Origin of the sequence: Enterococcus sp. AZ191, assembly GCF_051713845.1 — a bacterium.
GTDB lineage: Bacteria > Bacillota > Bacilli > Lactobacillales > Enterococcaceae > Enterococcus_B > Enterococcus_B durans.
The window spans coordinates 1-23,334 of record NZ_JBIOQS010000002.1; the positions used below are offsets into that span (position 1 = coordinate 1).

Below are 23,334 nucleotides of genomic sequence, written 5' to 3' on the forward strand. Positions count from 1 at the left end.
GCCAGTTCAATTTCGTTTTCATTCTCCTATAGTTGTAATAATAAATATACTGATCTATCGCTCGCTTCAATAAATCAAAGAAACTTTCCATTGGTTAATTATCTAGACACTTCCCCTTTTACGATATGCTTTAGAAAATGTTGTGTTCTCTCAGTTTATACGAATAAGCATTCATTTGATTCCCCCTTGATCTGAGTGGAATATACGGTAATACGGACAATCATCCATAACCTGGATCGCTTCCTCAATTATTTAAAAAAAGCATTTTCAATTTGAAGCAAGCGCACTTATTTTTGGAGCGTATTGCTATGATATTGGTCTTCGATTGTTGTTTTAATATTGATTTATTCGGGTGCTCATTTTTTAGTCAAGCTAGGTGGACGTCCTTTCGATTTGGAGAGTTCCTCAATTTTCGCTATACGAAATTGACGCATCTAAGCTACAATAAGTGCTAAATTGTTTATTTTTAAGGTGTTGGCCACTTCACGGTAGGACATCTTACTTGTTTAATATTACTCTGTCATATTTGGCTTGAATTGAATAGAGTATTTCTGATTTCGTCGTTTTCTCAGGAGTACTTCTTCTCTAAATTCTCGATAAGCATTTATCCAAAATTGAAGCCGTTTATGGAATTTGACACCATGCTTGATAGAAAGAAATTGAATCTCATTTTTGCCTTCAAGATATTCTTGAACGATTTTCATATTGAATTCGAAACTGTATTTTCTATACAAATAGTGACCCTAAAAAATTAGATTTTTGGTCTAACTTTTGGGAAGCTTCATTTTTTAGGTTTTTTTATTATAATTTCATACTTTTCTATTTTCACATTACAATAGAAAGAAAAATATTGGCTTGAAGAAGGTAGAGACTTATAAAGCATAAAAAATCTCTTTATATTTTTTTTAGATATATACCTATTCTCCAGTCTATAATATTAGACCAAAGAAGGGTATACAATTCTTTTATTCAAAAAATTCTATATCTCCCTCAAATATATATCAATCCCTATAAATATAACATAATTCTGATTTCTTAATACAGTCGAATTCCTTATCTTTATGAACTAATATAGGCCATCTAGAATAAATCAAACTTCAACTTTAGGTTCATATACTGCCATTTCTAGTCATTTTTATAAATTCTTTTTGTATAATAACCTCTTTTATTATTGGTAATAAAAACTATCATTTGTTGCTCAATTAATGCTGAGAAAACATCTCTCAAATAGTTTTTTTTTAGATTTTTTTGATAAATCTATCAACTGTAATCAGTTTTTAATTATCATTAAATTAAAAAGGAGAGTGTCCATGCATGAATCAAGATGAGTACTACTCACATTTATTATCCTGGGCTAAATCTCAGAGAACATCATTTATTAATTCTAAAAAATACGGTTTTTTTTCAATGCAGATTATTTTACAACTCCTCAATCTAATGGAAAATAAAATATCTCTGTTAGAAATAGAACAATATAAACCTAGTATTGAACTTATTTCTTTATATAAAAATTATCTAGAACTAAATGAAAAAAGTTTCAATTCACAGGATATAGAATTATTAAAAAAGTCTTTAGATAATAGTATGTATGCCACAATTGTACCCGAGCTATTAGCTTTTGAAATAAAAAAATTAGTTCCTAATAAGAAGGAGAGTTTTTTATTACTCCCCCTTACAATAGTTTCCTATGATACTTTATTAGTAGATTGGAGTCTCCATGAAATCAGCTGCAGGATACAAAATAAAAATAATTATATTCAACTAGAATTTTTTGATAAAGCACACCAATTTCATTCTCTCAGAAAAAACTTCAAGCAAGTAACTATGGATCCCCATTCTAAAATACGTAATAAAAGGGACATTATTAATTATTTCTATATTATTTCTCCGGAAAAAATAAATCAATTATCTCTCATTCTTTCATTAGGAACTATACATGTACGCAATCAAATTAATGAAATTATTACAAAAAAAGAATCTCAAAAATATAGTCAAAATAAAGAAAAATCAAATATTCAAGAAATATTTTTTTCTAAAATAAAGAATCTTTCTATAAATGAACATTATGGTGACATTACTAGTACTTCACAAAACCTCGTTGGAAATTGTGTAATTAAAGAATTAGATATTGCTCTAAAAGTAGCTTTAGGAGAAAGGAAATTTAGTGAAATTTCCAAAATAAAATTCTCTCCTTCTTTACAAGGGATTCAAGGTAGATATTTATATACTTCTAAAATACCAGGGATTAGTTCAACTAAAGAAATCTACCTATCCTTGATATCTATATTATTAGATCGTTTAGATACATTAAAATTTGATTCTTTAATGAGCAAAGAAATAGCAATAGATATTTTTTCCATTTATTCCTATTTAAAATGTTGCCGTGAAAATAGTCCTCTGACAAAAAAATTACAAACTTATTTAACAAATAAATTTTATAAAAATCAAAATTTATCTATTTCAAAAAGTATTTCTACAAATATTCATACTGATCATCTTCATATGAACATCCAGAATATCAATTCTATCAAATACTTGTTAAATCAAGAATCAACTAGTGTACCTAAACATTTACACTTACTAAAAGATGTAGCAAAAAAAGAAAAAAAATCACAACAAAAAAAATTAAAAAAAAGTATTATCTATAAGCAACCTGATCATTCATTATAATAATTGTATACTTTATCTAGTAAATTAATAATTTCCATAAATAATCAAATAATTACTTTACATTATTTAATTGATAAAATCTTGTCGAATATTATTAAATAACTAGAAATCATATGTGAACAGAGATATCTTTCTGTTCACATATGATTTATTTACTTCTTTTCAGATTTATATAATTACTTCGCTCGTTCTATTCGTTTTAAATACTTTTTCTGAATTATATACAAGAGAAGTAAGACTATTCCTAAGATACTAAATAATCTATTAAGTGAAGAATTTTCACTGGTACGTGGAAGTTCTTTTTTAGATTCATTCAATTTTTCTGTTAAGAAATTCTTTCTAGAACCTCCAGTTAGATCACTAGCCCTATCGATTTTTGACATACTTCTATCGTTAAAATTTCTTGTCCCTCTAATTCCTAAACTACTATTTTTACTGATTTCCTTACTTTCTGAGTTGATATTTTCTGAATCATTATTGCTTGGCTTACTACTCATTTCAGCATTTACTGAATCACTTGTACTTGTCTCTCCACTTGTTCCAGCATCTACTGAATCACTAGTACCTGTATCCCCACTCGTTCCAGTGCTTACCGAATCACTAGTACTCGTATCTTCACTTACTTCAGTGTTTTCTGAACTACTGTTATTGGTGTTACCATTACTAATCACTTGAATACTTAACTCTATAGTTGATTCATTTTTGTCCGAATCAAAAACAGTATATTTTATAGGATATGTTCCTATAATTGATGGATTAAATGTTGTTTCTATTTTTGTATTATCAGGACTGATAGTTAATTCTCCATCTTCTGGATCTATTGCCTTAATCAAAGAATATAAATCGATTATTTCATCTTGTTTAAGAGTAATATTGTTAAAAATACTTTGTAACCTAGGTGATCCACCTTTTTTTATCTTTTCTATAAAATCTGTAAATTCGGTTTTATCTATTTCTAGCAAAGAATTATATAGTAAAATCAAATTGTTTTTATAGTTGATTTTGACAGTTCTATTTTCTATTTCTTCTTGACTTAGTTCATTCATTGCATTTCTTAATATTATATTGGTCTGATTTTTTTTCAATTTATGATTTGTCAAATTAAGCTAGAATAAAATGCTTCTTGTACATAGCTCAAAAATATTTCGATTGGTGTTCTGTAATTCAATGATTTTCTTGGAATATGATTACGTTGATTGCTGACACTGGAAATAAATGTCTGATTCACTTTTCTAAAATCCATTGATTTCGGCAGTCCATTACGACGCAGAATCCCGTTAGAATTCTCGTTTAATGGGCGTTGAGAAGGTGTTCCAGGGTCCGCAAAATATATATCAATATCATGTTGGTTACTAATGGCTTTCCAGTTAGAAAATTCTTTTCCACAGTCAAACGTAATAGATTTAAAGAAGTTTTTAGGGAAGCGAGAAAACCATTGATTAAGGGCAGTTTCAATATCTAATGCCTTACGGCCGTTGGGTTTAATCGTGATAATGACTTTAGATAATCTTTCAACTAAAGTAATGACGGCACTTTTATGATGAATGCCAACGATCGTATCACCTTCAAGGTGACCAAACTCAGAATTGAAATCAGGATAATTATCAGGTCGATCATGGATTGAGCGCTGATACTGTTGTTTTCCCCGTTTTTCCTGATGGCCATTGGGTTTTCTTTTACCTTTCATCGGTAGTGTGTCAATATCAAATATTCCTTTAGAAAATAAACGATAAAGTGTTCTCATACCGCATGAAACAGGCCTTTCTTTTTGCCCGATAATGACGTCAGGCGTCCAACCAAGAGTGACTTTCTCTTTAATGTAATCTACTTCATGAGCAGGTAATTGAATGACTTTTCTACCACATTTTTTCTTATTTTCTTTATACTGGTGCCAATAATCAAGAGCAGTCTTGCCTTGCTTGAACTTATTGACTACATTATAAATAGTTTGTATAGCACGTCCCATTCGGTTAGCGATTTCAACCGGTTTATTATGTTGAAGATAATATGATTCTATCATTGTCAGTTCGTCTATGGTAAGATGTTTGTAGGTCATTTATGGTTACACTCCTTTGTTTTCTTTCGTCGGAAATACAATTTGAGTGTACCATAAATGCCTTTTTATTTTTCTAACTTAATTTTACAATTCGCGTAATAAAAAAAATAAGAAAGATAGGTACTGCTCATTGATGAAGTTTCAAGCAGTACTTATCTTTTTCATTTGACAGATAGATGTTATACTCAAGACGTAGTTACGATAGCATTTTTTGTCTGTTTCTGAAGCAATTTTAGATGCTATGTTTACGTATAGCTTTTTTTCATTCATAGTATATCATTTGGTAATTCGCCAATATATTAAATGGAGAGGAAGTGAATAAGTTGTTAGTAGAAGCTGTTCATGTTCAACCAGCACATGGAAGAATAAATGATTCCGTCTACTTAAAAAATAAGATATTTACTTTTCGTGTAGCTGAAAAATTAGAAAAAAAGATTCAAAAGGGAATGCTTGTGTATTCTAAAGATGGTCAATTGATTTATGTAAAAAACATAATTACAGGTAGATCCGAAGAAGAAGAAAACGAGTATACTGCGATTATTAGTAAAGTTTTTAACGAAAATCCTGGTGTTCTTCCTATGCGAAAAGGAGAAGGGGTACCTAAAATACGATTCATAAATAAAAAGACAATTTTTGAAGGGCTATTTTTAGAATTGAAAGATAAAACCTTACACAAAACCAAGCAAAAGGTTTATTTCAAAGTACCACCAACTGTTTATAAGAAAATTGGCATAGGAGATATTGTGATCTTTTCTTTTAAAGGTAAAAAGTACCATGTATTAATTATCCAAGTTTATAAACCAACAGAATTGAATAAAGAAGTATCTTTCATTCAACCGAAATTTAAACCATTTTTTTTGAAAAAAGTTGCGAAAGGGTTCAAAAAGACAGACTATATCACTATACCAAAGGAAGAGAATATTGTAACTTCTAATCAAAAGAAACAAGAAAATCGTAAACGTCCGTTTATAATAAGAAAAACAAGTAAATAAGAAGTTATAGTTATAAACGAATATTTAATTTGTGCATTTGAGGTAGAAATGCTATAATACAATTGCGAAATGTGAAGATTTTGTACAATAGAAGCACAAAGACAAGCCTACTGCGAATAGGCTTGTCTTTTTTTCATTCGTTGCGACTCCGAATGTGTGGGTTAGCGACAACTTGCTCAATTATCGTCTTTCTCATCTAACCAATGAGAAACTAGCTCAATGACTATCCCAACAAAAGTTGGTGCGATAATTAATATGAAGATTTTGTCTAACAATAGAAGCACCCCCTTTGGGGGCAAGTTGCCAAAAAAAGTATAACATTAAAATATTGGATGTACAAAAGTAGTTTAGAGTCCAATAGAGTATACCCTGTTGGATTTTTTTAGGGCTATGGTAGAATCATAATTATATTGTGTCATGTAGCTTGGGCATTAAAATCTTAACTTGTTGGAGGTAACTTTGAATAATTTAGAAGATAAAAAGAATTTTTTTGATAGTGGAGTGAATTGTTACGAAAAAATATGGAAACAAATGGACGAAAATAATGTTGATTTCGTTATATATTCATTATCAAAGAGTATATTTAATAGAGCTAAAACAATAAATGATCTTATCTATATTGGTAGTACGGAATCACTTGGTGTACTATCTCGATCTTTGTATGAACTTTACTTGTCCATACGATATATACTAGAGGATAGGGATGATTCTATAAATAGAGCTAATTCTTTTATTTTCCAATCTAGAATAGACTATTTAAATAATTTGTCAAATATTGAAAAAAACTTACCAGGTAGCTTAATTTATAGTGAAGAATATTGTAATCGTGAAGTAAGTGGCGCAAAAAGTATTAGTGATTTAATTACGTATTATAAGAATGAACGAAAAAAATTATTTAAGTATAGAATGACGAATAGTTGGGACAATAGGCATTGGTACGATTTAGACCAAGAAAAGAAAACAAGCATACTGAAGTTGATGAAAAGACTTAATATTGACAAATCTCTATATTTTTTTATATATGGAATTGGATCAATGGATGTTCATGGAACTGGTAGTATTAATCATATTGCATCAAATTTTGGAATAGAATCAGCGTTACAGATCCCTGTATTAGAAAGAATATCATTTGTAATAACTTTAGATACTTTGAAAGAAATGCAAGAATTTTATAGATATAACAGCAATGATATGGATGATAATTTTAAATTGATGGAGAAATCTTTTAAAAATATAATTGAGTAATTATATTTACGTTTCACAAATCTGTTAAAGGAGGAAAATAATTATGGATTCGGGAGTTCTATGGAATCTAACAAGTACAGTGTTGGCATTATTTATACCAATTGCTATATTTTTATTTGAGAATGAGAACGCTGTTGATTGGGATAAAATGGTAGTATTTGATCAAGTTATAAAAATAAAAATACTATCTTTTGGAATAATACTATTAACATTACCTTTACTTTTCTATCAATCAGATTCAACAGATAATGAGTTCTATGTAATACTTAACTGCATAATTCTTTTCTTATATGTAATCGGTATAGGCTTATCTACTCTATCGCTAGTTAGGTGCTACTTTTGGATTATTAACAAGCGTACTTATTCAAAGAACAACGCTAGTAAAACCGGTAAATATAGAACACAATGTAGGAAAGGGTATATTAGTAACTTATCCAAGAATGAAAATGTTCAGAAAGAAACATGGTCTCTCATATGGAATTCAGTAGATCAACAAGGAGAGATAGCTGAAATTGAATTACTGGACATGTATGTAGAGCAATGTAATGAAAATACAGATTATGAAAAAAAATTAGAATTTATGTCTATTTATTTCAATAGTATAGATATGAATATTATTGATGAAAAGAATACAAATCATTTTGTCAATTATGATTTTTATGAGAGGTTGTCCAATTTTCTTTACTGCGAAATCAAACGGGTATACCTTGCAAACAAGAATATAGATATCGACAAAGTAAATGTTTTCTTTGATATCTATACAAAAAACTCTATTTTTAAGTGGGACTCTAGACACAGATATAATAAATTTTTATCACAATTTTTAGAAGACAAAGACATATCTGAAGAAAAATATAGGTTATTCCTAAATAAGAATATATTAAAATTAATATCTTATATCAAGAAAGCTAATAATCTATCTTTAGTAGATAATGTAGATGATTTTTTGCCTGAAAAACTTATTTATGATGAGAATGAAGATAATCCCAAAAAACAAATAATGATATTTCAATTTTATTTAAACTGGCTTAGCAGCGTATCAGTTTCCCCAGAAAGGAATGACGATGATAAATATTTTGCGAACAAACTGTTTCAATTTATATTTCCAAACTATTCTTCAATGCCATTTTTTACATTAATAAATTTTATGCTGTATGTTAAAGAACACTTAGGATACGATGACTTAGTAGAAATGATAAAGGCATATGATAAAGAACCTTATCCATTCAAAGGAGTCAATGCTGGTTCAGATATGGCTATGATTTCAGGTGAAACTCGAGAAGAAATTCTAGCTAATTACAAAGAACAAAATATAAAAACTCAGGAATTAATTAAAAAGAATATAAAATACTATGATCCTTTACTAGTGAATAAAGAAAATATTGATAAAGTATTAAATGCAATTGCTGATTCAGATGTTAGATCTCCTAGAATTGATGATTTAAAAGAACAAATTTTAATGTATAAAGAACTTTTTTAATTCATTTGATTACTGTTATAGTCAATATCATTCTTAATTCTGTAAATAGTTTGTCTAGTAATATTGTAGTTTTTAGCAATCTTAGAGATAGCAACGCCATTCTCAAGATCCTCAACGATGCTTTTATAAACAAGGCGACGTTGGGGATCTTTTGTATCTGCGCTATATAACTTAGGACGTCCTTTGTAAACACCATTCGCTTTTGCAATCTTAATTCCTTGTGCCTGGCGTCGTTTCGATTCAGTACGCTCTTGTTCAGCAATCATGGCCAAAATTTGAATGATTAGGTCTTTGATAAATTTATCCAAGAGAGGATTTCCGATTGCTTCAGCCATGATTGGTAAACTAGTGATGATTAGTTGCACATTTTTCTTTTTGAGATAATTGACTGAGTCAATGATTTCGTCATAATTTCTGCCTAATCGATCGATGGCTTCGACAATAAAAATATCTTGTTCACGGACAAAATCTAAAGCTTCCTGGAAAATCGGTCGATGAGTGATCGTTGCTCCAGATTGTTTCTCGATGAAAATTTTTTCTGCACCGAACTTTTTCATTTCTGCAATTTGTCGTTGTTCATTTTGATCAATCGATGATACTCGAATATAAGCAACTTTCAATTTTTTACCTACTTTCTCAAACTATTTAAAATACACCCTAATCATACATTAGAAATCGAGATTTTTCAATGATACGCTAGTGTCTATTTAGGGTACAATCGTGTCAGAAACTTAATAGTTTTTGACACATGATTAAATTCGCGGTATAATAGGATTTGTAGTGTTTCATAAACTTATGTCAAAAAGTTAAGGGGATTTTCCATGATTTTAGAGAATAAATTGGGTTTAACGAATCAGGTTGAGCTGGCCAAGGCTGAAGAAAAACTCAGCAAGCAAAAAGCGAAGGAATTATACGATTCAGGAAAAATAAACGAAATCGAAGTCGGCACGTTTAAAGGCTTATCTGAAATTCATGATTTTCTCTTTTCAGAAATTTACGATTTTGCCGGAAAAATTCGTACGGTCAATATTGCAAAAAGAAATTTTCGTTTCGCACCGGTCATGTACCTGGAACATTCGTTAAAGCATATTGATCAAATGCCACAAACTTCTTTTGAAGAGATTATTAATAAATACGTGGAGATGAATATCGCTCACCCTTTTCGTGAAGGGAATGGACGAAGTACTAGAATTTGGCTAGATCTCATTTTAAAGGAAGAATTGCAAAAAGTTGTTGATTGGAACTTGATTGATAAAGCAGACTATCTTTCTGCAATGGAGCGCAGTCCAATAAACGACTTGGAAATACGCTATCTGATTTCCAATGCCCTGACTGATCAAATCGACGATCGTGAGTTATATATGAAAGGAATCGATGTTAGCTATTTTTATGAAGGATACTCTGAATATACGATAGATGATTTGTAAGAGCAGGTGGGTTAAATGACAAAATATGGCTATGCACGTGTCTCAACTGCTTCTCAAAGTACAAAGGAGCAGATCCAACAGCTGCTTGAGAACGGTGTTGAGAAGAAGAATATTTTTTCTGAAAAATTTACAGGTACGAAACGAGATCGACCGAAGTTTAATCAGCTGTTAGCTGGTCTGAAGCCTGGAGACGAAATCGTTGTTACGAAACTTGATCGATTCGCCCGTAATACAAGAGAAGCACTAGAGATCATTGAACCTTTACTCGATGATAACGTCACGATTAAGGTATTGAATCTAGGAACGATCGAAAATACGTCAATGGGTCGAATGGTTACACGCACGTTGTTGAGTGTAGCTGAAATGGAACGTGATATGATTGTAGAACGTACTCAGGAAGGAAAATTGTTTGCGAAAAAGAATAATCCTAATTTTAAAGAGGGACGTCCGAAAGCAACAATCACACCAAAGAAGAGGCACGCATATGAATTGATTACTTCCGGGAAATCGTACAAAGAAGTGGAAGCCATAACGGGGTTCAGTCGTAGTACACTTTTTAGAATTAAGAAACAAATAGAAGGCAGTGATTAGAAGATTGATAAAATGAATATAAAAATCTCTTTCAATTTAAATGAATCGTTGTTTATACGAACATTCTAAGGTCAAGTTCGCTCATTAAGATATATCATTGGTCGAACAGAGCGTCATATTAGCTACGAATAGAGATATTTTTAGGGAGGATCGAAGCAAATGAAAGAACAACAATTAGGCTATACTTTTTGGGGACGTCCATTATACGGGTTAGAACGAAGAACGGCTGTATCGATCGATTGTGCTTGCGGTGAGCTGATTCAGCAAAATATTCAAACGAAACAATATCATTGTAAAAATTGTGGGAATTGTTACCAATTCATTGACCAAGACTTCCAATTGCTAAACGAAAAAAATAAGTAGGTTTATTATAGTCAGACAAATAGTCTGACTTTTTTGCTATTTTAGAATGTTCCCCTTTACAAATGCGAACGTATGTTTGTATAATCAAATTGAAATGGGGGAGAAAAACATGCTTGATTACTCAAATGAGCCAGTCAATGATTACTTTTTGATCGATATAAAAAGTTTTTATGCGAGCGTTGAATGTGTCGAAAGAAATTTAGATCCATTAACAACGCCTTTAGTTGTGATGAGTCGAGCAGATAATACAGGGTCAGGACTTACTTTAGCCGCTTCACCCACTGCCAAAAGTAAATACGGAATCACAAACGTTAGTAGACCTCGCGATCTACCTTATCCTTTGCCTAAAGAATTACACATTGTACCACCAAGAATGAACCTATATATAAAGAAAAATATGGAAGTAAACAGTATTTTTCGGCAGTACGTCGCAGATGAAGACTTATTGATTTATTCGATCGATGAGTCGATTCTAAAGGGAACAAAATCGCTGAACTTATTTACAACAGCTGATACAAGAAGTGAGAGACGCAAACAGCTCGCAAGACAGATACAATCACATGTTTACTGTCAAACTGGTTTGATTGCCACAGTCGGAATCGGTGATAATCCAGTTTTAGCCAAATTAGCCTTAGATAATGAAGCCAAGCATAATAAAGGATTTGTTGCGGAATGGACGTACAAAAATGTGCCAGAAAAAATTTGGACGATTAAAGAAATGACGGACTTTTGGGGTATCGGTTCACGCATGAAAAAAAGATTGAACCACATGGGGATTCTGAGTATTAAAGATTTAGCAAATTGGAATCCGTATTCTATCAAGCGCCAATTAGGTGTTATTGGATTACAGTTATATTTCCATGCTAATGGGATCGATCGAACAGATATAGCTTTACCACCAGAGCCGACAAAAGAGAAATCGTATGGGAACTCTCAGGTGTTACCTAAGGATTATACGAAAAAAGAAGAAGTTGAGATCGTGGTGAAGGAAATGGCGGAACAAGTGGCTGCACGTATTCGACAGCATAAGTGCAAGACTGGTTGTGTTCGCTTGTATATAGGTACGTCGATCCTGGAAACAAAGTCGGGGTTTTCGCACCAAATGAAAATCCCACTCACTGACAATACGAAAGAGCTTCAGTACTATTGCCTTTATCTATTCAACAAATATTATGAAGGACAAGAAGTAAGACACGTTGGAATTACTTACAGTAAGCTCGTTTATACGGATTCGCTTCAGCTAGATTTGTTTAGTGATCCACAACAACAGATCAATGAGGAAAAACTAGATAAGATTATCGACAAGATCCGACAGAAATATGGATTTACGTCGATTGTACACGCTTCTTCTAAGTTAGAAGGCGCACGTAGTATTACTAGAAGTACATTGGTTGGTGGACATGCTGGGGGCAATGGAGGGCTTAATAATGATTGAATATAACGATCGAGGACGTTTGAAATGGGCAGGATTTTATCTTTCAGATCACACAGAAAAGATCGATGCCGACGTCGAGCAGCGTGCAAATCTAAACTTGGCCAAAGAACAAATGACGACTGAAGAGATTACGGAAGTATTGAACGCTGCTGTCCTGAAAAGAAAAGTTGTTTGTATTCAAAAAGAAGAACGAGATTCTGAAGGCTACTATCCTGATGATATTATTGGTGAAATCAGAGGACATGATGAATTAGGAATATTTGTTGGTGATCATAAAGTTCATTATGATGAAGTACGCCATGCTGAGATTCAAGAGTTAGATAAATGGAGTCAATTATGAATATCATTCAGCAGTATGAGTTAGGGTATATTACTTTTGATCAGTTATTAGAAGATATTTGGGGTTATGATCAGCGATTAATCAACGATGTTGGTGTAGATTGCTTCAGTTTCTATATTGCTGCAAGTTCAAGCTATCATGACGATCAATACTATATATATCCATATGGACGATGATCCAATTAAATCCATGACAGTATGTAATTGATTTTTTAGGCAAGTAAGAGATATTACAGTGGTTTAGAATATTTGATATACTCTCATTATCAACGATGTTCTGTCGTTGTTCCCAAACTTTTCAATATTTTGTAGTCTTCTGTCCATAATAGGGCAGAAGTTTTTGTTTTTCTTCATAAATATTGAATCCATTTTTTTTAGTCGGTATAATTTTATTGTGAAATTATTTTTATCAGGAGGAGTCAATGAAGCGTTATCTTTTTTTGTTAGCAAGTATTAGTGTATTGTCTAGTATTAGTTTAGGGGAATCTGTATCTGCAGAGGAAATAAACACAGGAAATTCGACAGTTGTTACTGAAGAAACGATATTTTCTACTGAAGATACACAAGTGACCAGTGAGACACAATCTTCAATAGAAACAATAACTACTAACGAGACAAGTAATGTAGAACAACCACAAACAGCAATTATTAATGGACAAGAAGTTACACTGGAAGCGCCAGAAAAAGCAGGACAAAGTGAAGCGAATGCAACACAAGCGCCTAAAGAAGAATTAATGGATGATTCCATGAGCAGTAGTGCAAGAGCAGCAGTTAAAACGATTCCTATGTATCGTCTATTCAACCCTAATAGTGGGGAACATTTTTACACACGAGATACTGGTGAGCGAGATCATTTGAGAAAAATTGGTTGGAATTATGAGGGAATTGGTTGGCAAGCACCAACAAGCGGTGATCCTGTTTATCGTTTATACAATCGTTATAATGGGGAACATTTTTACACATTAAATGCGAAAGAGCGAGACAGCATTACAAAACAAGGCTGGACATATGAAGGAATTGGTTGGTACTCGTACAAAGGAGCGAATGGGATTCCAGTAAGTCGTTTGTACAACAAAAAAGTTAATTGGCATCATTATACGCTAGATGAGAACGAAAAACGTGTGATTACCAAGCAAGGTTGGAAATATGAAGGTGTAGGTTGGTATGCAGTTGGAAATGGACAACCAAGTAATGATGATTACAGATTGTTAGGTGTAAAAAATTATAATCAGTATGCTTTAGGTGCGCCAAGTGGTTGTGAAGGAGCTTCTCTCTTACAAGCTTTGCAATATAAAGGAAAGTTGACAAACTGGAGTTTGAGACAATTTTTGAATACGATACCTAAGTCACCGAATGGCAGTCCAAATAATGGATTTGTTGGCAGTCCGTTTGTCGAAAATTCATGGACATATTCTGCTATCTACCCTGCCCCACTGACTTCATGGGGACAAAAATATGGGAATGTACAGAACATTTCAGGAAGTTCTATGAATACGTTACTGAATGAAGTGAAGAACGGCAATCCTGTTGTAGCTTGGGTTACGATTAATTTCCAGCCAATACGTTGGGGGAATTGGAGCTTTGGTGTGGCAGCGAATAATAACCATGCAGTGACACTTGACGGTTACAATAAAGGAAGTAATCAGGTACATGTATCTGATCCAATCAGTGGCTCTTATTGGATGAGTCGTACGACATTCGAGAATATCTATAATGCTCGTAAATATGCCGTTGTTGTTCGCTAATGAATAGCAATGTCATGAACGATTAGATATGCTATAATTGAGCGGTAGAAAAGTGAAAAGATGGTGGCTAATCTCTTGAAAAAGGGGTGATGCCTATGGTTCATAGCTTTATCCCTAGAAGGGAGTAGCGCGTGTCAACGTTTGAAGCAATTCAACTGATGATCGCTTTTGCGACGTTAGTTTTGCTGATTATTGACCATAAAGACCAAAAAAAGTAACCATCTTCTAACTTTGGCGAGTTAAGATGGTTACAATATACACTTAATGAAGCCACCGTCTTTTTAACGGTTCTACATGGAGCTATGTTTGTGCATAGCTCTTTTTTCTTATCTTAATTATAGCAAAGTACTGTGGAAGTTGCAAATACACTGAAAAAGTACATAATGCTCGTAAATATTTCTTTATTGTCCAATAAGATATAAAAATACATATTCATACTTTATATAAAATATAATTTATATTTTATAATTTATAAATCACACAAACTTTGTATATCGGTACTTTATAGATTAACAAACAATATAATTTATAAAATATAATTTGCAAATTATATTTTATAAATTGCAAAAAGGAAGAGTTACATCTTCTTTTTCTTTTTATTCTTTTTAAAAATTTTTTCTCTTTCTTGTTCTTTTTTTCTATCTAATATTCTGTTATAAGTTTGTAATTCTTCATGATTGAATCGTGAGATTCTTTCGTGAATTAGTTCTTCTAAAAGTTCATAAGTATAATCATTGTCAGGAGTTGCGTCTAATAGTGCTGTAAATTCACACCAAACAATAGCAGGTATTCCTAATGATTTATTATTAATTTTTAGTACGTCTTCTTCTACATGTATATTTTCTAATAGTTCTGAGTTGTCAGAGGTAAAAGCTGATTTAGGTTTAGGAATTGATTTGTAGGAAGTATCTGGTTTTGTCTTTGAAAAGAATCCTGGTCTGTTATCAGTCATTTTAGCTTTCTCCTTCAAATAATTTAATTCTGTGAATAAAGTCTTTAGCTAGAGGAACAAAAACTTCTTCATAAGCTAAATTATCCCAATAAGTGTCTGTGTTCAATCCTGTTCTAGGTGTAGATTGTACTCTTTTTACGAAAGGAAGTATATTGTCAAATAAGTTTTGTTTTCCAAATTGTTCAATAGCATCTTTAACAACTGTTTGGTCTATGCTTCCCTTACTTAATTGATTAGGCAAAATACCGACAATTTCAGTTTTGCAGTTAAATTTTTCTACTAGTGGAGTTACTTCTTCGGTTATATAATCAGCAACACCATCTAAACTGTCAGACTGAGTCTGGAAAGCCATAATAATATAATCAGAAGCATAGGCAGCGTTTCTAGTAAAATCTGACATGGTTGGTGGTGTATCAATCAAAATAAAATCATAGTCTTTTTTTATAGGTTGTAATAAGTCTTTTAAAACAGAAATTCTGTTTCTTTCTACTTCAAAATAATTATCATCTATACCTTCAATTGCGTCTCCATATAACTTAGTTAAGTATTTAGGGAAATTTTTAAAGTCTATATGTGATGGAATGCAATACAAATTTTCGATTATTGGAACAACTAGTTGTGCTAAATTTCTTTCAACTATTCCAGCTAACATAGTTTTATCAATAATAAATATTTCGTCGTCTTTAGAGTGATAATTTTTAGTTAACAACATAGTTTTAGTTGTATTTGCTTGGGGATCGGCATCAACTACTAAAACTTTAAATCCCATATTTGCAAGCACATAACTTAGGTAGCGAATAATGGTTGTTTTACCAACGCCACCTTTAGAATTAGCTACGGTAATAGTTAAAGGACGATTGACAGTATTTTTGTAATCAAGTACATTTTTTAAATTTTCTGACGTTAATTCCATATTTTTACCTCCCGATTATAAAATATAATTTATATTTTATAAAATACAAATTATAAATATTTACAGTAATATTGTATCACAAGTATTCTCTATGTCAATTATAATTTACAATTTATATTTTATAATTTATAAATTGTAAATAGAAGCTGATATTTTCTTTACAAAGCAAACTAAATATTGTAGTTTAGTTTTAGACAAAGATTTTTATTTACAAAATACTTAACTATGTGATATCGTATTTCACGAAAAAATACATAAAAAAAGAGACGGAAATAACTGATTTTGGTCGAATCAATTATTTCTGAATCACATGAAACATACTCATGTGTTCGCGCTCGTCTCAATAAATAATTAAGTAGTCTGTACAACTACTTTATTGTTTAAAAATGTGCTTAAAGTATAGCACATTTGGAGCGAGAAGTTCAATAGATAAAGCGATATTTTTCTAGGTTTTTCTAGGAATTTAAGCCGAATATTGGAAGAGAACACAGAACCATTTTTAGAATTGGCATGTGTTCTCTTTTTCAATACAATTCGGAGGAAATTTTAGGATGGAAAACTTAGATAATTGCTATAGAGCTTTGCTAAAACAAGGCATTCGTACATACAAATATCGAAACAGCACCATGAAGCCTGTCGGTTATGAGAATACCAGCAGGAATGGTGCTATCTTTGCGTACCGCAGTAAACAATTGATGAATGCAGGGCGTGGCATGGTTATTACGTCTGAAGAAGCGATTTTAGAAAATGAATCTAAACTGACCCATTGGACACCAAATGTTTATCGATATGGAACTTATGCGGACAAAAATCGTTCAATCGTTAAAGGACATTCGGAGAAAAATATTAGTCAAATCAATACTTTCGTCGTGGATATTGATTCTAAAGAAAATCACCAGGGAGAGATTTTCTTAGCTTGTGTGGATGAACTAGGATATATGCCAACGATGATTTTAGAATCGGATCATGGCTATCAAGTTTACTTTGTGTTAAAAACACCTGCTTATGTGACGAAAAAGAGTAATTTCAAAGTAATTGAAGTGGCAAAACGTATTTCTACAACGATTCGGACACAATTAGCTAACCAATTGCCAGGTATCGATGTAGGTTGTAACCATTTTGGGATTGCTCGATTCCCAAACCAACAAAATATCGTTTTTTGTGAGTTAGAAAATCAATATTCTTTCTCTGATTGGTTAAATTGGTCAATGAAAAGGGCGTCTAACCAAAAAACTGAAGCAGAAAGAGGTGCGAAATTGATTGTTTTTCCTGAGAAAAAAGAGTATCGCCAAGTCGATGAGCCTTGGTTTGATTTGTTACTACGAAAAGCAAACATTATTGGGGGAGAAGGTCGATTAGGACGAAATAACGTGATTTTTACACTCTCTTTGGCTTATTATTCTTCCGGTTACGGACAAGAAACTTGTGAGTATAACATGTTTGAGTTTAACGAACGCTTAATTGAGCCGTTGTCTGAAGGCGAAGTGCGAAAGATTATTAAAAGTGCCTATTCTGGCAATTATCAAGCTGCCAATCGTGACTTTATTTTGGAATTATGCCAGGAATGGGTAGCTTCAGATATTCAAGAAAACGAGTTGTTTATCCAACGTCGTGGGTGGTGGAAGTTCAAGAAACCACGTGAACAACGAGAATATAGTCATAAACATGAATGGCAAGAAGATATCATGCGCTATTTGAGCGAAAAAAGTGATCTTCGTATGCCTTATTTGAAACTGTCAAAAAAAGAATTGGCAGAACAATTAAATATGCCGTTAAGAAGTCTGGATCGTGCATTAAGCGCCTTAAAGCAAGAACACAAAGTGTTCTACCATGTCAAAAAAGGGCGTGGTGGCGGACTTTTACTTGCTTCAGTACGTGTATTATTCGCAAGTTTGATCCAAGCGAAGAAAGAAGAAAAAGAAGCCTTTATTCAAGGAATCATTGCGCAGTTTAAGCTAACAATCGATGAATGGACAAATACAATTCAACAACTAATTCCTGAGAAAGAAGCCCAAGAAATCAGGCTATTTGAAGTCGATACAGGTTGAAAAAATAAAAGACGTCAATTGCCTTTTACAATATATCTTTGATACTTCTAGAGGTTCTCTTCGTTTGTTTAGTTATATCTTCGGGTATCTCTTGGTCTTTTACTGTTTTTCTTTAATTTGCTAGTTATATGCTATTATTACGTATGTAATGATGTATGGCTATCTGAAGGAGGAGTTTTTATGTCTATGAAGTTGTATGTGTATTCTCATGCGGTAAATGTGTATATTTTGAGGTATTTAGGTATGCCCGTGGAGCAGTTTTGTGAGCTTTATGGTTTCAACCAGGGGACTGTGGCTAGTTGGGTAACAAGGGAGCGTTCAGTAGAGACGTTGCCTGCGTCGTTTATTTATGCTTTGTCTTTAGCTTCTAGTCGGAATATGGGGAAGATTTATGAGGAATTGCTGAAGTTACAAGAAGACTATTATCGTTATCGTGAACGTGTAGGGTTTAAGAAGGGGAAGAAAGTGAAAAAACGCTTAGATTGATTTTAAATAAATTTTAGATATTACAAATGTTACAAGGAGTATTGTTTATTTCATCACAAATAGTGATTAGAAATTGATTAGGTTAAATCATAATCGTTGATTTTGGTTTCAAAATCGTAGATGAGAGAATCAAATAGAGCAAAAGCAAACACTTGTTCCCGTTTCATTTTTATGATATGCTGTTTTTGTAAAGATTTTTACAAAAAAAACGCTTTATTATCGTTTGTCAAGTAGACTTAATAAAAAATTAACATAAATATTTTGCAAAATTTCGTCAAATATTTAAGGTTTTTTGGGTTTTCAAACGAAAATAAATATGCAATACTTAGTTTGTCAATTGATCGAGCAGCTGTTCAAATTTATTCATGAGTAAATGATTTTGTGAGTAAAGGAGGGCGAAAGCCTGTTTTTATCGACTTTTTGGAAGTAAAAAAATAAAATGATAAATTTATTTGCAGATTGTGAATGAATATGTTATCGTTTTTTTAGAAATTTTCAAATTAAAATGAATTTAAAAGTAAATATACTTTTTTTGTTGCTGTGTTGCTGTGCAATGTAGAGCCCAACAAAAAAAGGAGTGGTTTAGAAATCTCGCTGAGAAAGAGCGCCAACTCTTTCAAAGGTCATAGATTTCTACCCCGACCGTTAAGGTGTAGATAACGGTGCTGCTCCTTTTTGCCGCAGGGTTTCCTGCAACGTGAACAATAATACCATAAATTTGTAGTAATGAACAATCATGTATCTTATACTTGTATTAGTTTTATTGAAAATTTATGGAGTAGTGTATCTAATTTTATTAGATATAGTGCGTATATTATTCTTCTGTTGTAAGGAAAACCTTGTGGCATAAAGAGAGAGACTGTTATTGCTTCTTTAGAGGTAGTAGTTAGTCTCTCTCTTTTTTGTTGAGTTCTACATTGTTCGACAACAAGTTGAGCAATAACGCTTAAAAAGGAGTTTAAACATGTTTGGAAGATTTTGTACAGTAGAGGATCTGAAGCGTCAAGCAATTACGATCAAGCTATATAACAACAGCGTTTGGGCTAACCTAGGGGACGGACGGTTTATTAATCGTCAAACCAAGCAAATCCGACCAATTTTCTTGCTTTATCGTTCGACTCGAACGGTTGTAGGCGTGAATCATCAAGTGATTGCAAAACGTAAAAAGAAACAAGAAGGACTCTTGTTTTTGGAGAAACCCTACAGGATAAAACACATGTAAGAACGGAAAGATTTTTCTTGTTTGCAAGTAAATCTCTTTACTTGTGAACACTTTGATCTTTGAAAACTGAATAAAAAGAACACAGTTTAAGGGTGTAAGAAAACCGTCTGGTTTCTAAATGAGGAGGTGTAAAGATTTAGAAGGAGATATGAATGTTTTCTTACCAGTCGTAGATATTCTCGCTGTCTAATCTACGGTCGTGTTTGGAAGGACAGTACCTGAAGACGTAGTGAACCTTTAGGATGATTTTGTGGAAGTAAGTTGTAGAGGAATGAGTAGCGCAGGTAAGGGTTGCTTTGACAACTATCTGTTAGCAGAAGGATTTCTGATACTTTGAGTATTTCGAGCAATTTACGGTTCACAGGTTGAGCATTTACCTAACATGCCAGGTTATCGTTTTACCTAACAACGAAACACTATTTTTTATTTGTAAACAAGAGAAATTTTTAACAGGAGGGTTTTCAATGACGGAAATTCAACGATTAATTTGTTTTTTAGAATCTAGAAAACGCAAGGAAATTTCAATGGCTGAATATGTTTCTCTGCAAAAGAGGAAACATAAGTGGTCAGAAAGGCGTTATCGCCAGTTGCTGGCTGAATTATCAAGAAGTCAGGCGATTCCTCCAAATTATGTCACTCAAAACGGGCAGGTTGTACGAATATTAAAACTAAGAACTGCTTAGGTTTAGAAAAGTAGAGGGGACACCTGCTAATAGAGAAGGGGACACCTGATGGGAACAAAGAAAAAAAGAATTAAGATTGCGATCAGTGAAGAAACGATCCAAAAACTTCAGTGGATCGTCAAAGAAGATCAAAAGAAAAGCAATAAGAGAATTTATCCTTGTGACTCTTTAGAGCGAATAATCGATAACGAATATGTTATACGTAAAGCATTTCGAGACAATTAATTAAGAGAAGGAGTGAATGCCTATGGTAAAGGTTATGGGGAAATATACCGGACGTGTGTATTATTCCTGTTCAAGTAAAAAAGAAGCCAATGAATGGATTCTTGCGAAAAAAATCTTTGAGCCATTAGTACTTCTTGTTCTTCCTGGAAAAGAGGGGATTGCATGAGAACAAGTTATAATTATCGCTCTTTAGTCGATGGGTTTAGTCGGAAGTTCAATTTACAAGAAGAGCAAAAATGAAAAGAAAAAAAGTATGACTCATGAACTAAAAATATTACCTGTATATTTTGAAGCAGTTGTTAACGGACGTAAGCAGTTTGAGATTCGCAAGAATGATCGTGATTTTCAAGTTGGTGATCAGTTAATTCTAAAAGAATGGAATAAAGATGGCTTTACAGGTAAGTCATGTCAATCTGAAATTACGTATATAATAGATTATATGCAGAAAAATGGGTATGTTGTATTGAGTATTAGAGTAGGAGAATTAGAAAATGAAAAATTATGATCCGAATAGCCGATGGGGAAAACACACCATTAAAGTTTCTTTTCAACGTTAGGATTACAAAGGGTTTGTGATGTTTATCTTTTGACAAGGTATAAGGAACTCATGGAAGACGACCAATTTGTTTATTAATTTCATTTTTACTTCTTTCTTTTCATATAAGATCTTACGAGGGCAAGCCCCTCGTAAGATCTTATACGATTATGAGTTCAAAATGATCTTTTATGAATGAAAGCGTAACATTAGAACGAAAATTGTTATAATTAGAAATGAAACTATGCTCATTTTTCTTTATATGCGAAATAGGTATTCTCTTTTTTGGCTAAGCCAAAAGTATCCCCTATTTTCAATGATTTAGAAGCGTATTTCAATTCTGAAATTTCAAATAAATTTTTCTCTTTGTCAGTTACTTTTATTGGCAACTGGACTTCTTCTCCAGATTCAGGGGAAAGGACAGCAAGATTTTTATTTTGAAATAATACCATTGTGATTTGAGTCTTCCCCAAAATTTGAATATCAGCACCTTGAAGGGCTTTTAATTCGCTTAGCGAAGGATAATTAGAATCACTAATCACACTGCTAGAAATTGTTGTGGTTGTGGAACTACTTGTTTCTGTTTTTCTAAAAAGAGAAAAAGCAATGATAAGTACAGATATCAGTACGATACTGAGTGATAATATTATGAGGGATTTTTTCTTCATAAATAGTTATTCTCCATAATAAAATTGTTTTTTCATTAAAGAAGCAGAAACGACTTATTGTTGTTTCTGCTTTTTAGCTTGTAAACTTGCTGCGTAGGCTTCTATTTCGTCTTTTAAATATAACCGAATAAGTGTAGGACCAGGTTCGTCGCCTATTTCAATAAAAGGTTTAATTCTCCCTAACTGAATAGCACGAGAAAATGCAGCATGGCTTTGACCAGTTATTTTTGAAGCTTGTTTTCTATTAAGTAAATTTTCTTCAATCCATTTTTTCTGATCAATCAAATTATACATGAGAACACTCCTTTCAATAGGTGTTAACTTTAATATATCAGAAATCAAGAAAAAAATCAAAAATATAGTTGACAAAAAGGTATTAACTTTGATACTATATTTTTGTAGATAAAACAAATAAATATTAAAAAGAAAGAAGGAATAAAATATGAAATTAATGAAAGTGTTAGCTATTGGAGTTACAGTTGGTGGGGTTACGTTAGCAACAGTTCACGAGAAAGTAGACGCAGCAGAATGGACACCACGTACAGTGGAACAAATCAAAGCAGACATGAAGGGTAATGAATATACTATTGTTTGGGGTGATACATTAAGCGGAATCAGCCAAGCAACAAATATTTCAGTACAAAAATTAGCAGATATGAACAAAATTGCGAATGTAGATTTAATCTATGCAGGCAATAAATTAGTTTTTGATGGAAATGTAGCAACTATTCAAAACAGTAATGGTGAAACAGTTGCACAATCAGTAATCCAAAATGAAGATAAAGTTGTTGCAAACCAACCAGTTGGACAACAAGTACAAGATACAACTAATTCAGCAATTCAAAATTCAACAACACCTTCAACTGACAACACAGTAGCAGGGAACACACAAGCTGGTGGTCAAACAACTGGAAATACTGGAACAACAACGCCAAGCACACCAGAAAACAATGGTGGCGCAACACAAACACCAACGCAACCAGATAACAATGGTAACCAAAATGGTTCGACAGGTGGAAATACTGGCGGAGGACAAACAACACCATCAAATCCAGATGAACCAGTTAAAATGAAATACACTGTTTGGGGTGATTTTGATGATCCTAAATATAACATTGTAGAAGGGCAACACATATTTGATACACAAGAAGAAGCAAGAGCTTGGATTGATAGCTATGCAGATAATTTGTTAATGCAAGGCATTAGTTCTAGTTCTTATGGTACAACTTCTTGGGAAGTAAAATAGTTAAATTAGTAAA

The 23,334-nt window shown here is 32.5% G+C and carries 28 protein-coding genes; 20 read left to right on the forward strand and 8 right to left on the reverse strand.

The annotated features are described in order from the left end of the window. The first annotated feature begins 1,314 nt into the window (after positions 1–1,314). Positions 1,315–2,670, forward strand: a complete 1,356-nt coding sequence (locus IGI47_RS13250) for a hypothetical protein (RefSeq protein WP_438784470.1) — start codon at positions 1,315–1,317, stop codon at positions 2,668–2,670. 176 nt (positions 2,671–2,846) lie between these two features. Here IGI47_RS13250 and IGI47_RS13255 read toward each other — a convergent pair whose 3' ends face one another. Both IGI47_RS13255 and IGI47_RS13260 read right to left on the reverse strand, forming a co-directional pair. Continuing rightward, on the reverse strand, positions 2,847–3,716 hold the full coding sequence (locus tag IGI47_RS13255; protein ID WP_438784471.1) for a hypothetical protein: 870 nt from the start codon (positions 3,714–3,716) through the stop codon (positions 2,847–2,849). 50 nt (positions 3,717–3,766) lie between these two features. Further along, positions 3,767–4,726: an IS30-like element IS6770 family transposase gene (locus IGI47_RS13260; RefSeq protein WP_113844459.1), complete on the reverse strand. Its 960-nt coding sequence runs from the start codon at positions 4,724–4,726 to the stop codon at positions 3,767–3,769. A 314-nt stretch (positions 4,727–5,040) separates the two neighbouring features. On the opposite strand from IGI47_RS13260, the gene IGI47_RS13265 reads away from it, so the two are divergent. Next, complete coding sequence (locus IGI47_RS13265) at positions 5,041–5,718, forward strand: hypothetical protein (protein ID WP_438784472.1); 678 nt, start codon at positions 5,041–5,043, stop codon at positions 5,716–5,718. A gap of 176 nt (positions 5,719–5,894) precedes the next feature. Here IGI47_RS13265 and IGI47_RS13270 read toward each other — a convergent pair whose 3' ends face one another. After that, entirely contained in the window at positions 5,895–5,993 is a 99-nt protein-coding gene (locus IGI47_RS13270) for a type I toxin-antitoxin system Fst family toxin (RefSeq protein ID WP_438784473.1), read from the reverse strand. Positions 5,994–6,177: 184 nt separating this feature from the next. Here IGI47_RS13270 and IGI47_RS13275 point away from each other — a divergent pair, with 184 nt between their 5' ends. Further along, complete coding sequence (locus IGI47_RS13275; RefSeq protein WP_226077235.1) at positions 6,178–6,963, forward strand: DUF5677 domain-containing protein; 786 nt, start codon at positions 6,178–6,180, stop codon at positions 6,961–6,963. Positions 6,964–7,006: 43 nt separating this feature from the next. Next, positions 7,007–8,443, forward strand: coding sequence for a hypothetical protein (locus tag IGI47_RS13280; protein ID WP_438784474.1), 1,437 nt, complete (start codon positions 7,007–7,009; stop codon positions 8,441–8,443). Here IGI47_RS13280 and IGI47_RS13285 read toward each other — a convergent pair. Beyond that, positions 8,440–9,063, reverse strand: coding sequence for a recombinase family protein (locus IGI47_RS13285; RefSeq protein ID WP_438784475.1), 624 nt, complete (start codon positions 9,061–9,063; stop codon positions 8,440–8,442). The two genes, IGI47_RS13280 and IGI47_RS13285, sit on opposite strands and share 4 nt — an antisense overlap. Before the next feature lie 201 nt (positions 9,064–9,264). On the opposite strand from IGI47_RS13285, the gene fic reads away from it, so the two are divergent. From fic to IGI47_RS13325, 8 genes are all read left to right on the forward strand, one after another. Then, a complete protein-coding gene (gene fic / locus IGI47_RS13290) occupies positions 9,265–9,870 on the forward strand; it encodes a protein adenylyltransferase Fic (RefSeq protein ID WP_438784476.1) in 606 nt (201 codons plus the stop codon). A gap of 15 nt (positions 9,871–9,885) precedes the next feature. Then, positions 9,886–10,461: a recombinase family protein gene (locus IGI47_RS13295; protein WP_224434961.1), complete on the forward strand. Its 576-nt coding sequence runs from the start codon at positions 9,886–9,888 to the stop codon at positions 10,459–10,461. A 159-nt stretch (positions 10,462–10,620) separates the two neighbouring features. Then, positions 10,621–10,824, forward strand: a complete 204-nt coding sequence (locus tag IGI47_RS13300) for a hypothetical protein (RefSeq protein ID WP_010734340.1) — start codon at positions 10,621–10,623, stop codon at positions 10,822–10,824. Between the two features lie 109 nt (positions 10,825–10,933). Then, the gene (locus IGI47_RS13305) at positions 10,934–12,259 is read left to right on the forward strand and encodes a Y-family DNA polymerase (protein WP_438784477.1); all 1,326 of its coding nucleotides are present in this window, start codon (positions 10,934–10,936) and stop codon (positions 12,257–12,259) included. Then, entirely contained in the window at positions 12,252–12,599 is a 348-nt protein-coding gene (locus IGI47_RS13310) for a hypothetical protein (RefSeq protein ID WP_438784478.1), read from the forward strand. Before IGI47_RS13305 ends, IGI47_RS13310 begins: the two co-directional genes overlap by 8 nt. Beyond that, on the forward strand, positions 12,596–12,775 hold the full coding sequence (locus IGI47_RS13315) for a hypothetical protein (protein ID WP_438784423.1): 180 nt from the start codon (positions 12,596–12,598) through the stop codon (positions 12,773–12,775). The genes IGI47_RS13310 and IGI47_RS13315 overlap by 4 nt, the downstream gene beginning before the upstream one ends. 245 nt (positions 12,776–13,020) lie before the next feature. Continuing rightward, positions 13,021–14,343 carry a C39 family peptidase gene (locus IGI47_RS13320; RefSeq protein ID WP_438784479.1) on the forward strand — a complete coding sequence of 441 codons (1,323 nt, stop codon included), beginning with the start codon at positions 13,021–13,023 and terminating at the stop codon, positions 14,341–14,343. Between the two features lie 131 nt (positions 14,344–14,474). Next, a complete protein-coding gene (locus IGI47_RS13325; RefSeq protein WP_219842351.1) occupies positions 14,475–14,561 on the forward strand; it encodes a putative holin-like toxin in 87 nt (28 codons plus the stop codon). A gap of 359 nt (positions 14,562–14,920) precedes the next feature. Here the strand turns inward: IGI47_RS13325 and IGI47_RS13330 are convergent, their stop codons facing one another. Continuing rightward, a complete protein-coding gene (locus tag IGI47_RS13330) occupies positions 14,921–15,295 on the reverse strand; it encodes a hypothetical protein (RefSeq protein WP_104661782.1) in 375 nt (124 codons plus the stop codon). 1 nt (position 15,296) lies between these two features. Then, on the reverse strand, positions 15,297–16,208 hold the full coding sequence (locus IGI47_RS13335) for a ParA family protein (protein WP_438784480.1): 912 nt from the start codon (positions 16,206–16,208) through the stop codon (positions 15,297–15,299). Positions 16,209–16,759: 551 nt separating this feature from the next. Here IGI47_RS13335 and IGI47_RS13340 point away from each other — a divergent pair. The 7 genes from IGI47_RS13340 (at position 16,760) to IGI47_RS13370 (ending at position 21,377) form a co-directional block, all read left to right on the forward strand. Beyond that, positions 16,760–18,256 (forward strand): primase C-terminal domain-containing protein, encoded by a 1,497-nt coding sequence (locus IGI47_RS13340; protein WP_438784481.1) that lies wholly within the window; start codon positions 16,760–16,762, stop codon positions 18,254–18,256. Between the two features lie 180 nt (positions 18,257–18,436). After that, on the forward strand, positions 18,437–18,742 hold the full coding sequence (locus tag IGI47_RS13345; protein WP_438784482.1) for a type III secretion system protein PrgN: 306 nt from the start codon (positions 18,437–18,439) through the stop codon (positions 18,740–18,742). A gap of 964 nt (positions 18,743–19,706) precedes the next feature. After that, the gene (locus IGI47_RS13350; protein ID WP_438784483.1) at positions 19,707–19,964 is read left to right on the forward strand and encodes a hypothetical protein; all 258 of its coding nucleotides are present in this window, start codon (positions 19,707–19,709) and stop codon (positions 19,962–19,964) included. A 464-nt stretch (positions 19,965–20,428) separates the two neighbouring features. Next, positions 20,429–20,647, forward strand: a complete 219-nt coding sequence (locus IGI47_RS13355) for a hypothetical protein (protein WP_438784484.1) — start codon at positions 20,429–20,431, stop codon at positions 20,645–20,647. Between the two features lie 48 nt (positions 20,648–20,695). After that, positions 20,696–20,872: an addiction module toxin RelE gene (locus IGI47_RS13360; RefSeq protein WP_438784485.1), complete on the forward strand. Its 177-nt coding sequence runs from the start codon at positions 20,696–20,698 to the stop codon at positions 20,870–20,872. A gap of 22 nt (positions 20,873–20,894) precedes the next feature. After that, a complete protein-coding gene (locus tag IGI47_RS13365; RefSeq protein WP_167592709.1) occupies positions 20,895–21,038 on the forward strand; it encodes a hypothetical protein in 144 nt (47 codons plus the stop codon). 87 nt (positions 21,039–21,125) lie between these two features. Beyond that, entirely contained in the window at positions 21,126–21,377 is a 252-nt protein-coding gene (locus IGI47_RS13370; protein WP_438784486.1) for an ASCH/PUA domain-containing protein, read from the forward strand. A gap of 278 nt (positions 21,378–21,655) precedes the next feature. Here the strand turns inward: IGI47_RS13370 and IGI47_RS13375 are convergent, their stop codons facing one another. Further along, the gene (locus IGI47_RS13375) at positions 21,656–22,075 is read right to left on the reverse strand and encodes a hypothetical protein (RefSeq protein WP_438784487.1); all 420 of its coding nucleotides are present in this window, start codon (positions 22,073–22,075) and stop codon (positions 21,656–21,658) included. 54 nt (positions 22,076–22,129) lie between these two features. Then, a complete protein-coding gene (locus IGI47_RS13380; RefSeq protein ID WP_438784488.1) occupies positions 22,130–22,369 on the reverse strand; it encodes a hypothetical protein in 240 nt (79 codons plus the stop codon). A 148-nt stretch (positions 22,370–22,517) separates the two neighbouring features. On the opposite strand from IGI47_RS13380, the gene IGI47_RS13385 reads away from it, so the two are divergent. Continuing rightward, positions 22,518–23,321 carry a LysM peptidoglycan-binding domain-containing protein gene (locus tag IGI47_RS13385; protein WP_438784489.1) on the forward strand — a complete coding sequence of 268 codons (804 nt, stop codon included), beginning with the start codon at positions 22,518–22,520 and terminating at the stop codon, positions 23,319–23,321. The last annotated feature ends 13 nt before the right edge of the window (positions 23,322–23,334 follow it).

Excerpts from the sequence above, each read along its gene's own strand:
- IGI47_RS13250 (WP_438784470.1), top strand. The coding sequence starts at position 1,315 with ATGAATCAAGATGAGTACTACTCACATTTATTATCCTGGGCTAAATCT.
- IGI47_RS13255 (WP_438784471.1), bottom strand. The coding sequence starts at position 3,716 with ATGAATGAACTAAGTCAAGAAGAAATAGAAAATAGAACTGTCAAAATC.
- IGI47_RS13260 (WP_113844459.1), bottom strand. The coding sequence starts at position 4,726 with ATGACCTACAAACATCTTACCATAGACGAACTGACAATGATAGAATCA.
- IGI47_RS13280 (WP_438784474.1), top strand. The coding sequence starts at position 7,007 with ATGGATTCGGGAGTTCTATGGAATCTAACAAGTACAGTGTTGGCATTA.
- fic (WP_438784476.1), top strand. The coding sequence starts at position 9,265 with ATGATTTTAGAGAATAAATTGGGTTTAACGAATCAGGTTGAGCTGGCC.
- IGI47_RS13295 (WP_224434961.1), top strand. The coding sequence starts at position 9,886 with ATGACAAAATATGGCTATGCACGTGTCTCAACTGCTTCTCAAAGTACA.
- IGI47_RS13300 (WP_010734340.1), top strand. The coding sequence starts at position 10,621 with ATGAAAGAACAACAATTAGGCTATACTTTTTGGGGACGTCCATTATAC.
- IGI47_RS13305 (WP_438784477.1), top strand. The coding sequence starts at position 10,934 with ATGCTTGATTACTCAAATGAGCCAGTCAATGATTACTTTTTGATCGAT.
- IGI47_RS13310 (WP_438784478.1), top strand. The coding sequence starts at position 12,252 with ATGATTGAATATAACGATCGAGGACGTTTGAAATGGGCAGGATTTTAT.
- IGI47_RS13315 (WP_438784423.1), top strand. The coding sequence starts at position 12,596 with ATGAATATCATTCAGCAGTATGAGTTAGGGTATATTACTTTTGATCAG.
- IGI47_RS13320 (WP_438784479.1), top strand. The coding sequence starts at position 13,021 with ATGAAGCGTTATCTTTTTTTGTTAGCAAGTATTAGTGTATTGTCTAGT.
- IGI47_RS13330 (WP_104661782.1), bottom strand. The coding sequence starts at position 15,295 with ATGACTGATAACAGACCAGGATTCTTTTCAAAGACAAAACCAGATACT.
- IGI47_RS13335 (WP_438784480.1), bottom strand. The coding sequence starts at position 16,208 with ATGGAATTAACGTCAGAAAATTTAAAAAATGTACTTGATTACAAAAAT.
- IGI47_RS13340 (WP_438784481.1), top strand. The coding sequence starts at position 16,760 with ATGGAAAACTTAGATAATTGCTATAGAGCTTTGCTAAAACAAGGCATT.
- IGI47_RS13345 (WP_438784482.1), top strand. The coding sequence starts at position 18,437 with ATGTCTATGAAGTTGTATGTGTATTCTCATGCGGTAAATGTGTATATT.
- IGI47_RS13350 (WP_438784483.1), top strand. The coding sequence starts at position 19,707 with ATGTTTGGAAGATTTTGTACAGTAGAGGATCTGAAGCGTCAAGCAATT.
- IGI47_RS13355 (WP_438784484.1), top strand. The coding sequence starts at position 20,429 with ATGACGGAAATTCAACGATTAATTTGTTTTTTAGAATCTAGAAAACGC.
- IGI47_RS13360 (WP_438784485.1), top strand. The coding sequence starts at position 20,696 with ATGGGAACAAAGAAAAAAAGAATTAAGATTGCGATCAGTGAAGAAACG.
- IGI47_RS13365 (WP_167592709.1), top strand. The coding sequence starts at position 20,895 with ATGGTAAAGGTTATGGGGAAATATACCGGACGTGTGTATTATTCCTGT.
- IGI47_RS13370 (WP_438784486.1), top strand. The coding sequence starts at position 21,126 with ATGACTCATGAACTAAAAATATTACCTGTATATTTTGAAGCAGTTGTT.
- IGI47_RS13375 (WP_438784487.1), bottom strand. The coding sequence starts at position 22,075 with ATGAAGAAAAAATCCCTCATAATATTATCACTCAGTATCGTACTGATA.
- IGI47_RS13380 (WP_438784488.1), bottom strand. The coding sequence starts at position 22,369 with ATGTATAATTTGATTGATCAGAAAAAATGGATTGAAGAAAATTTACTT.
- IGI47_RS13385 (WP_438784489.1), top strand. The coding sequence starts at position 22,518 with ATGAAATTAATGAAAGTGTTAGCTATTGGAGTTACAGTTGGTGGGGTT.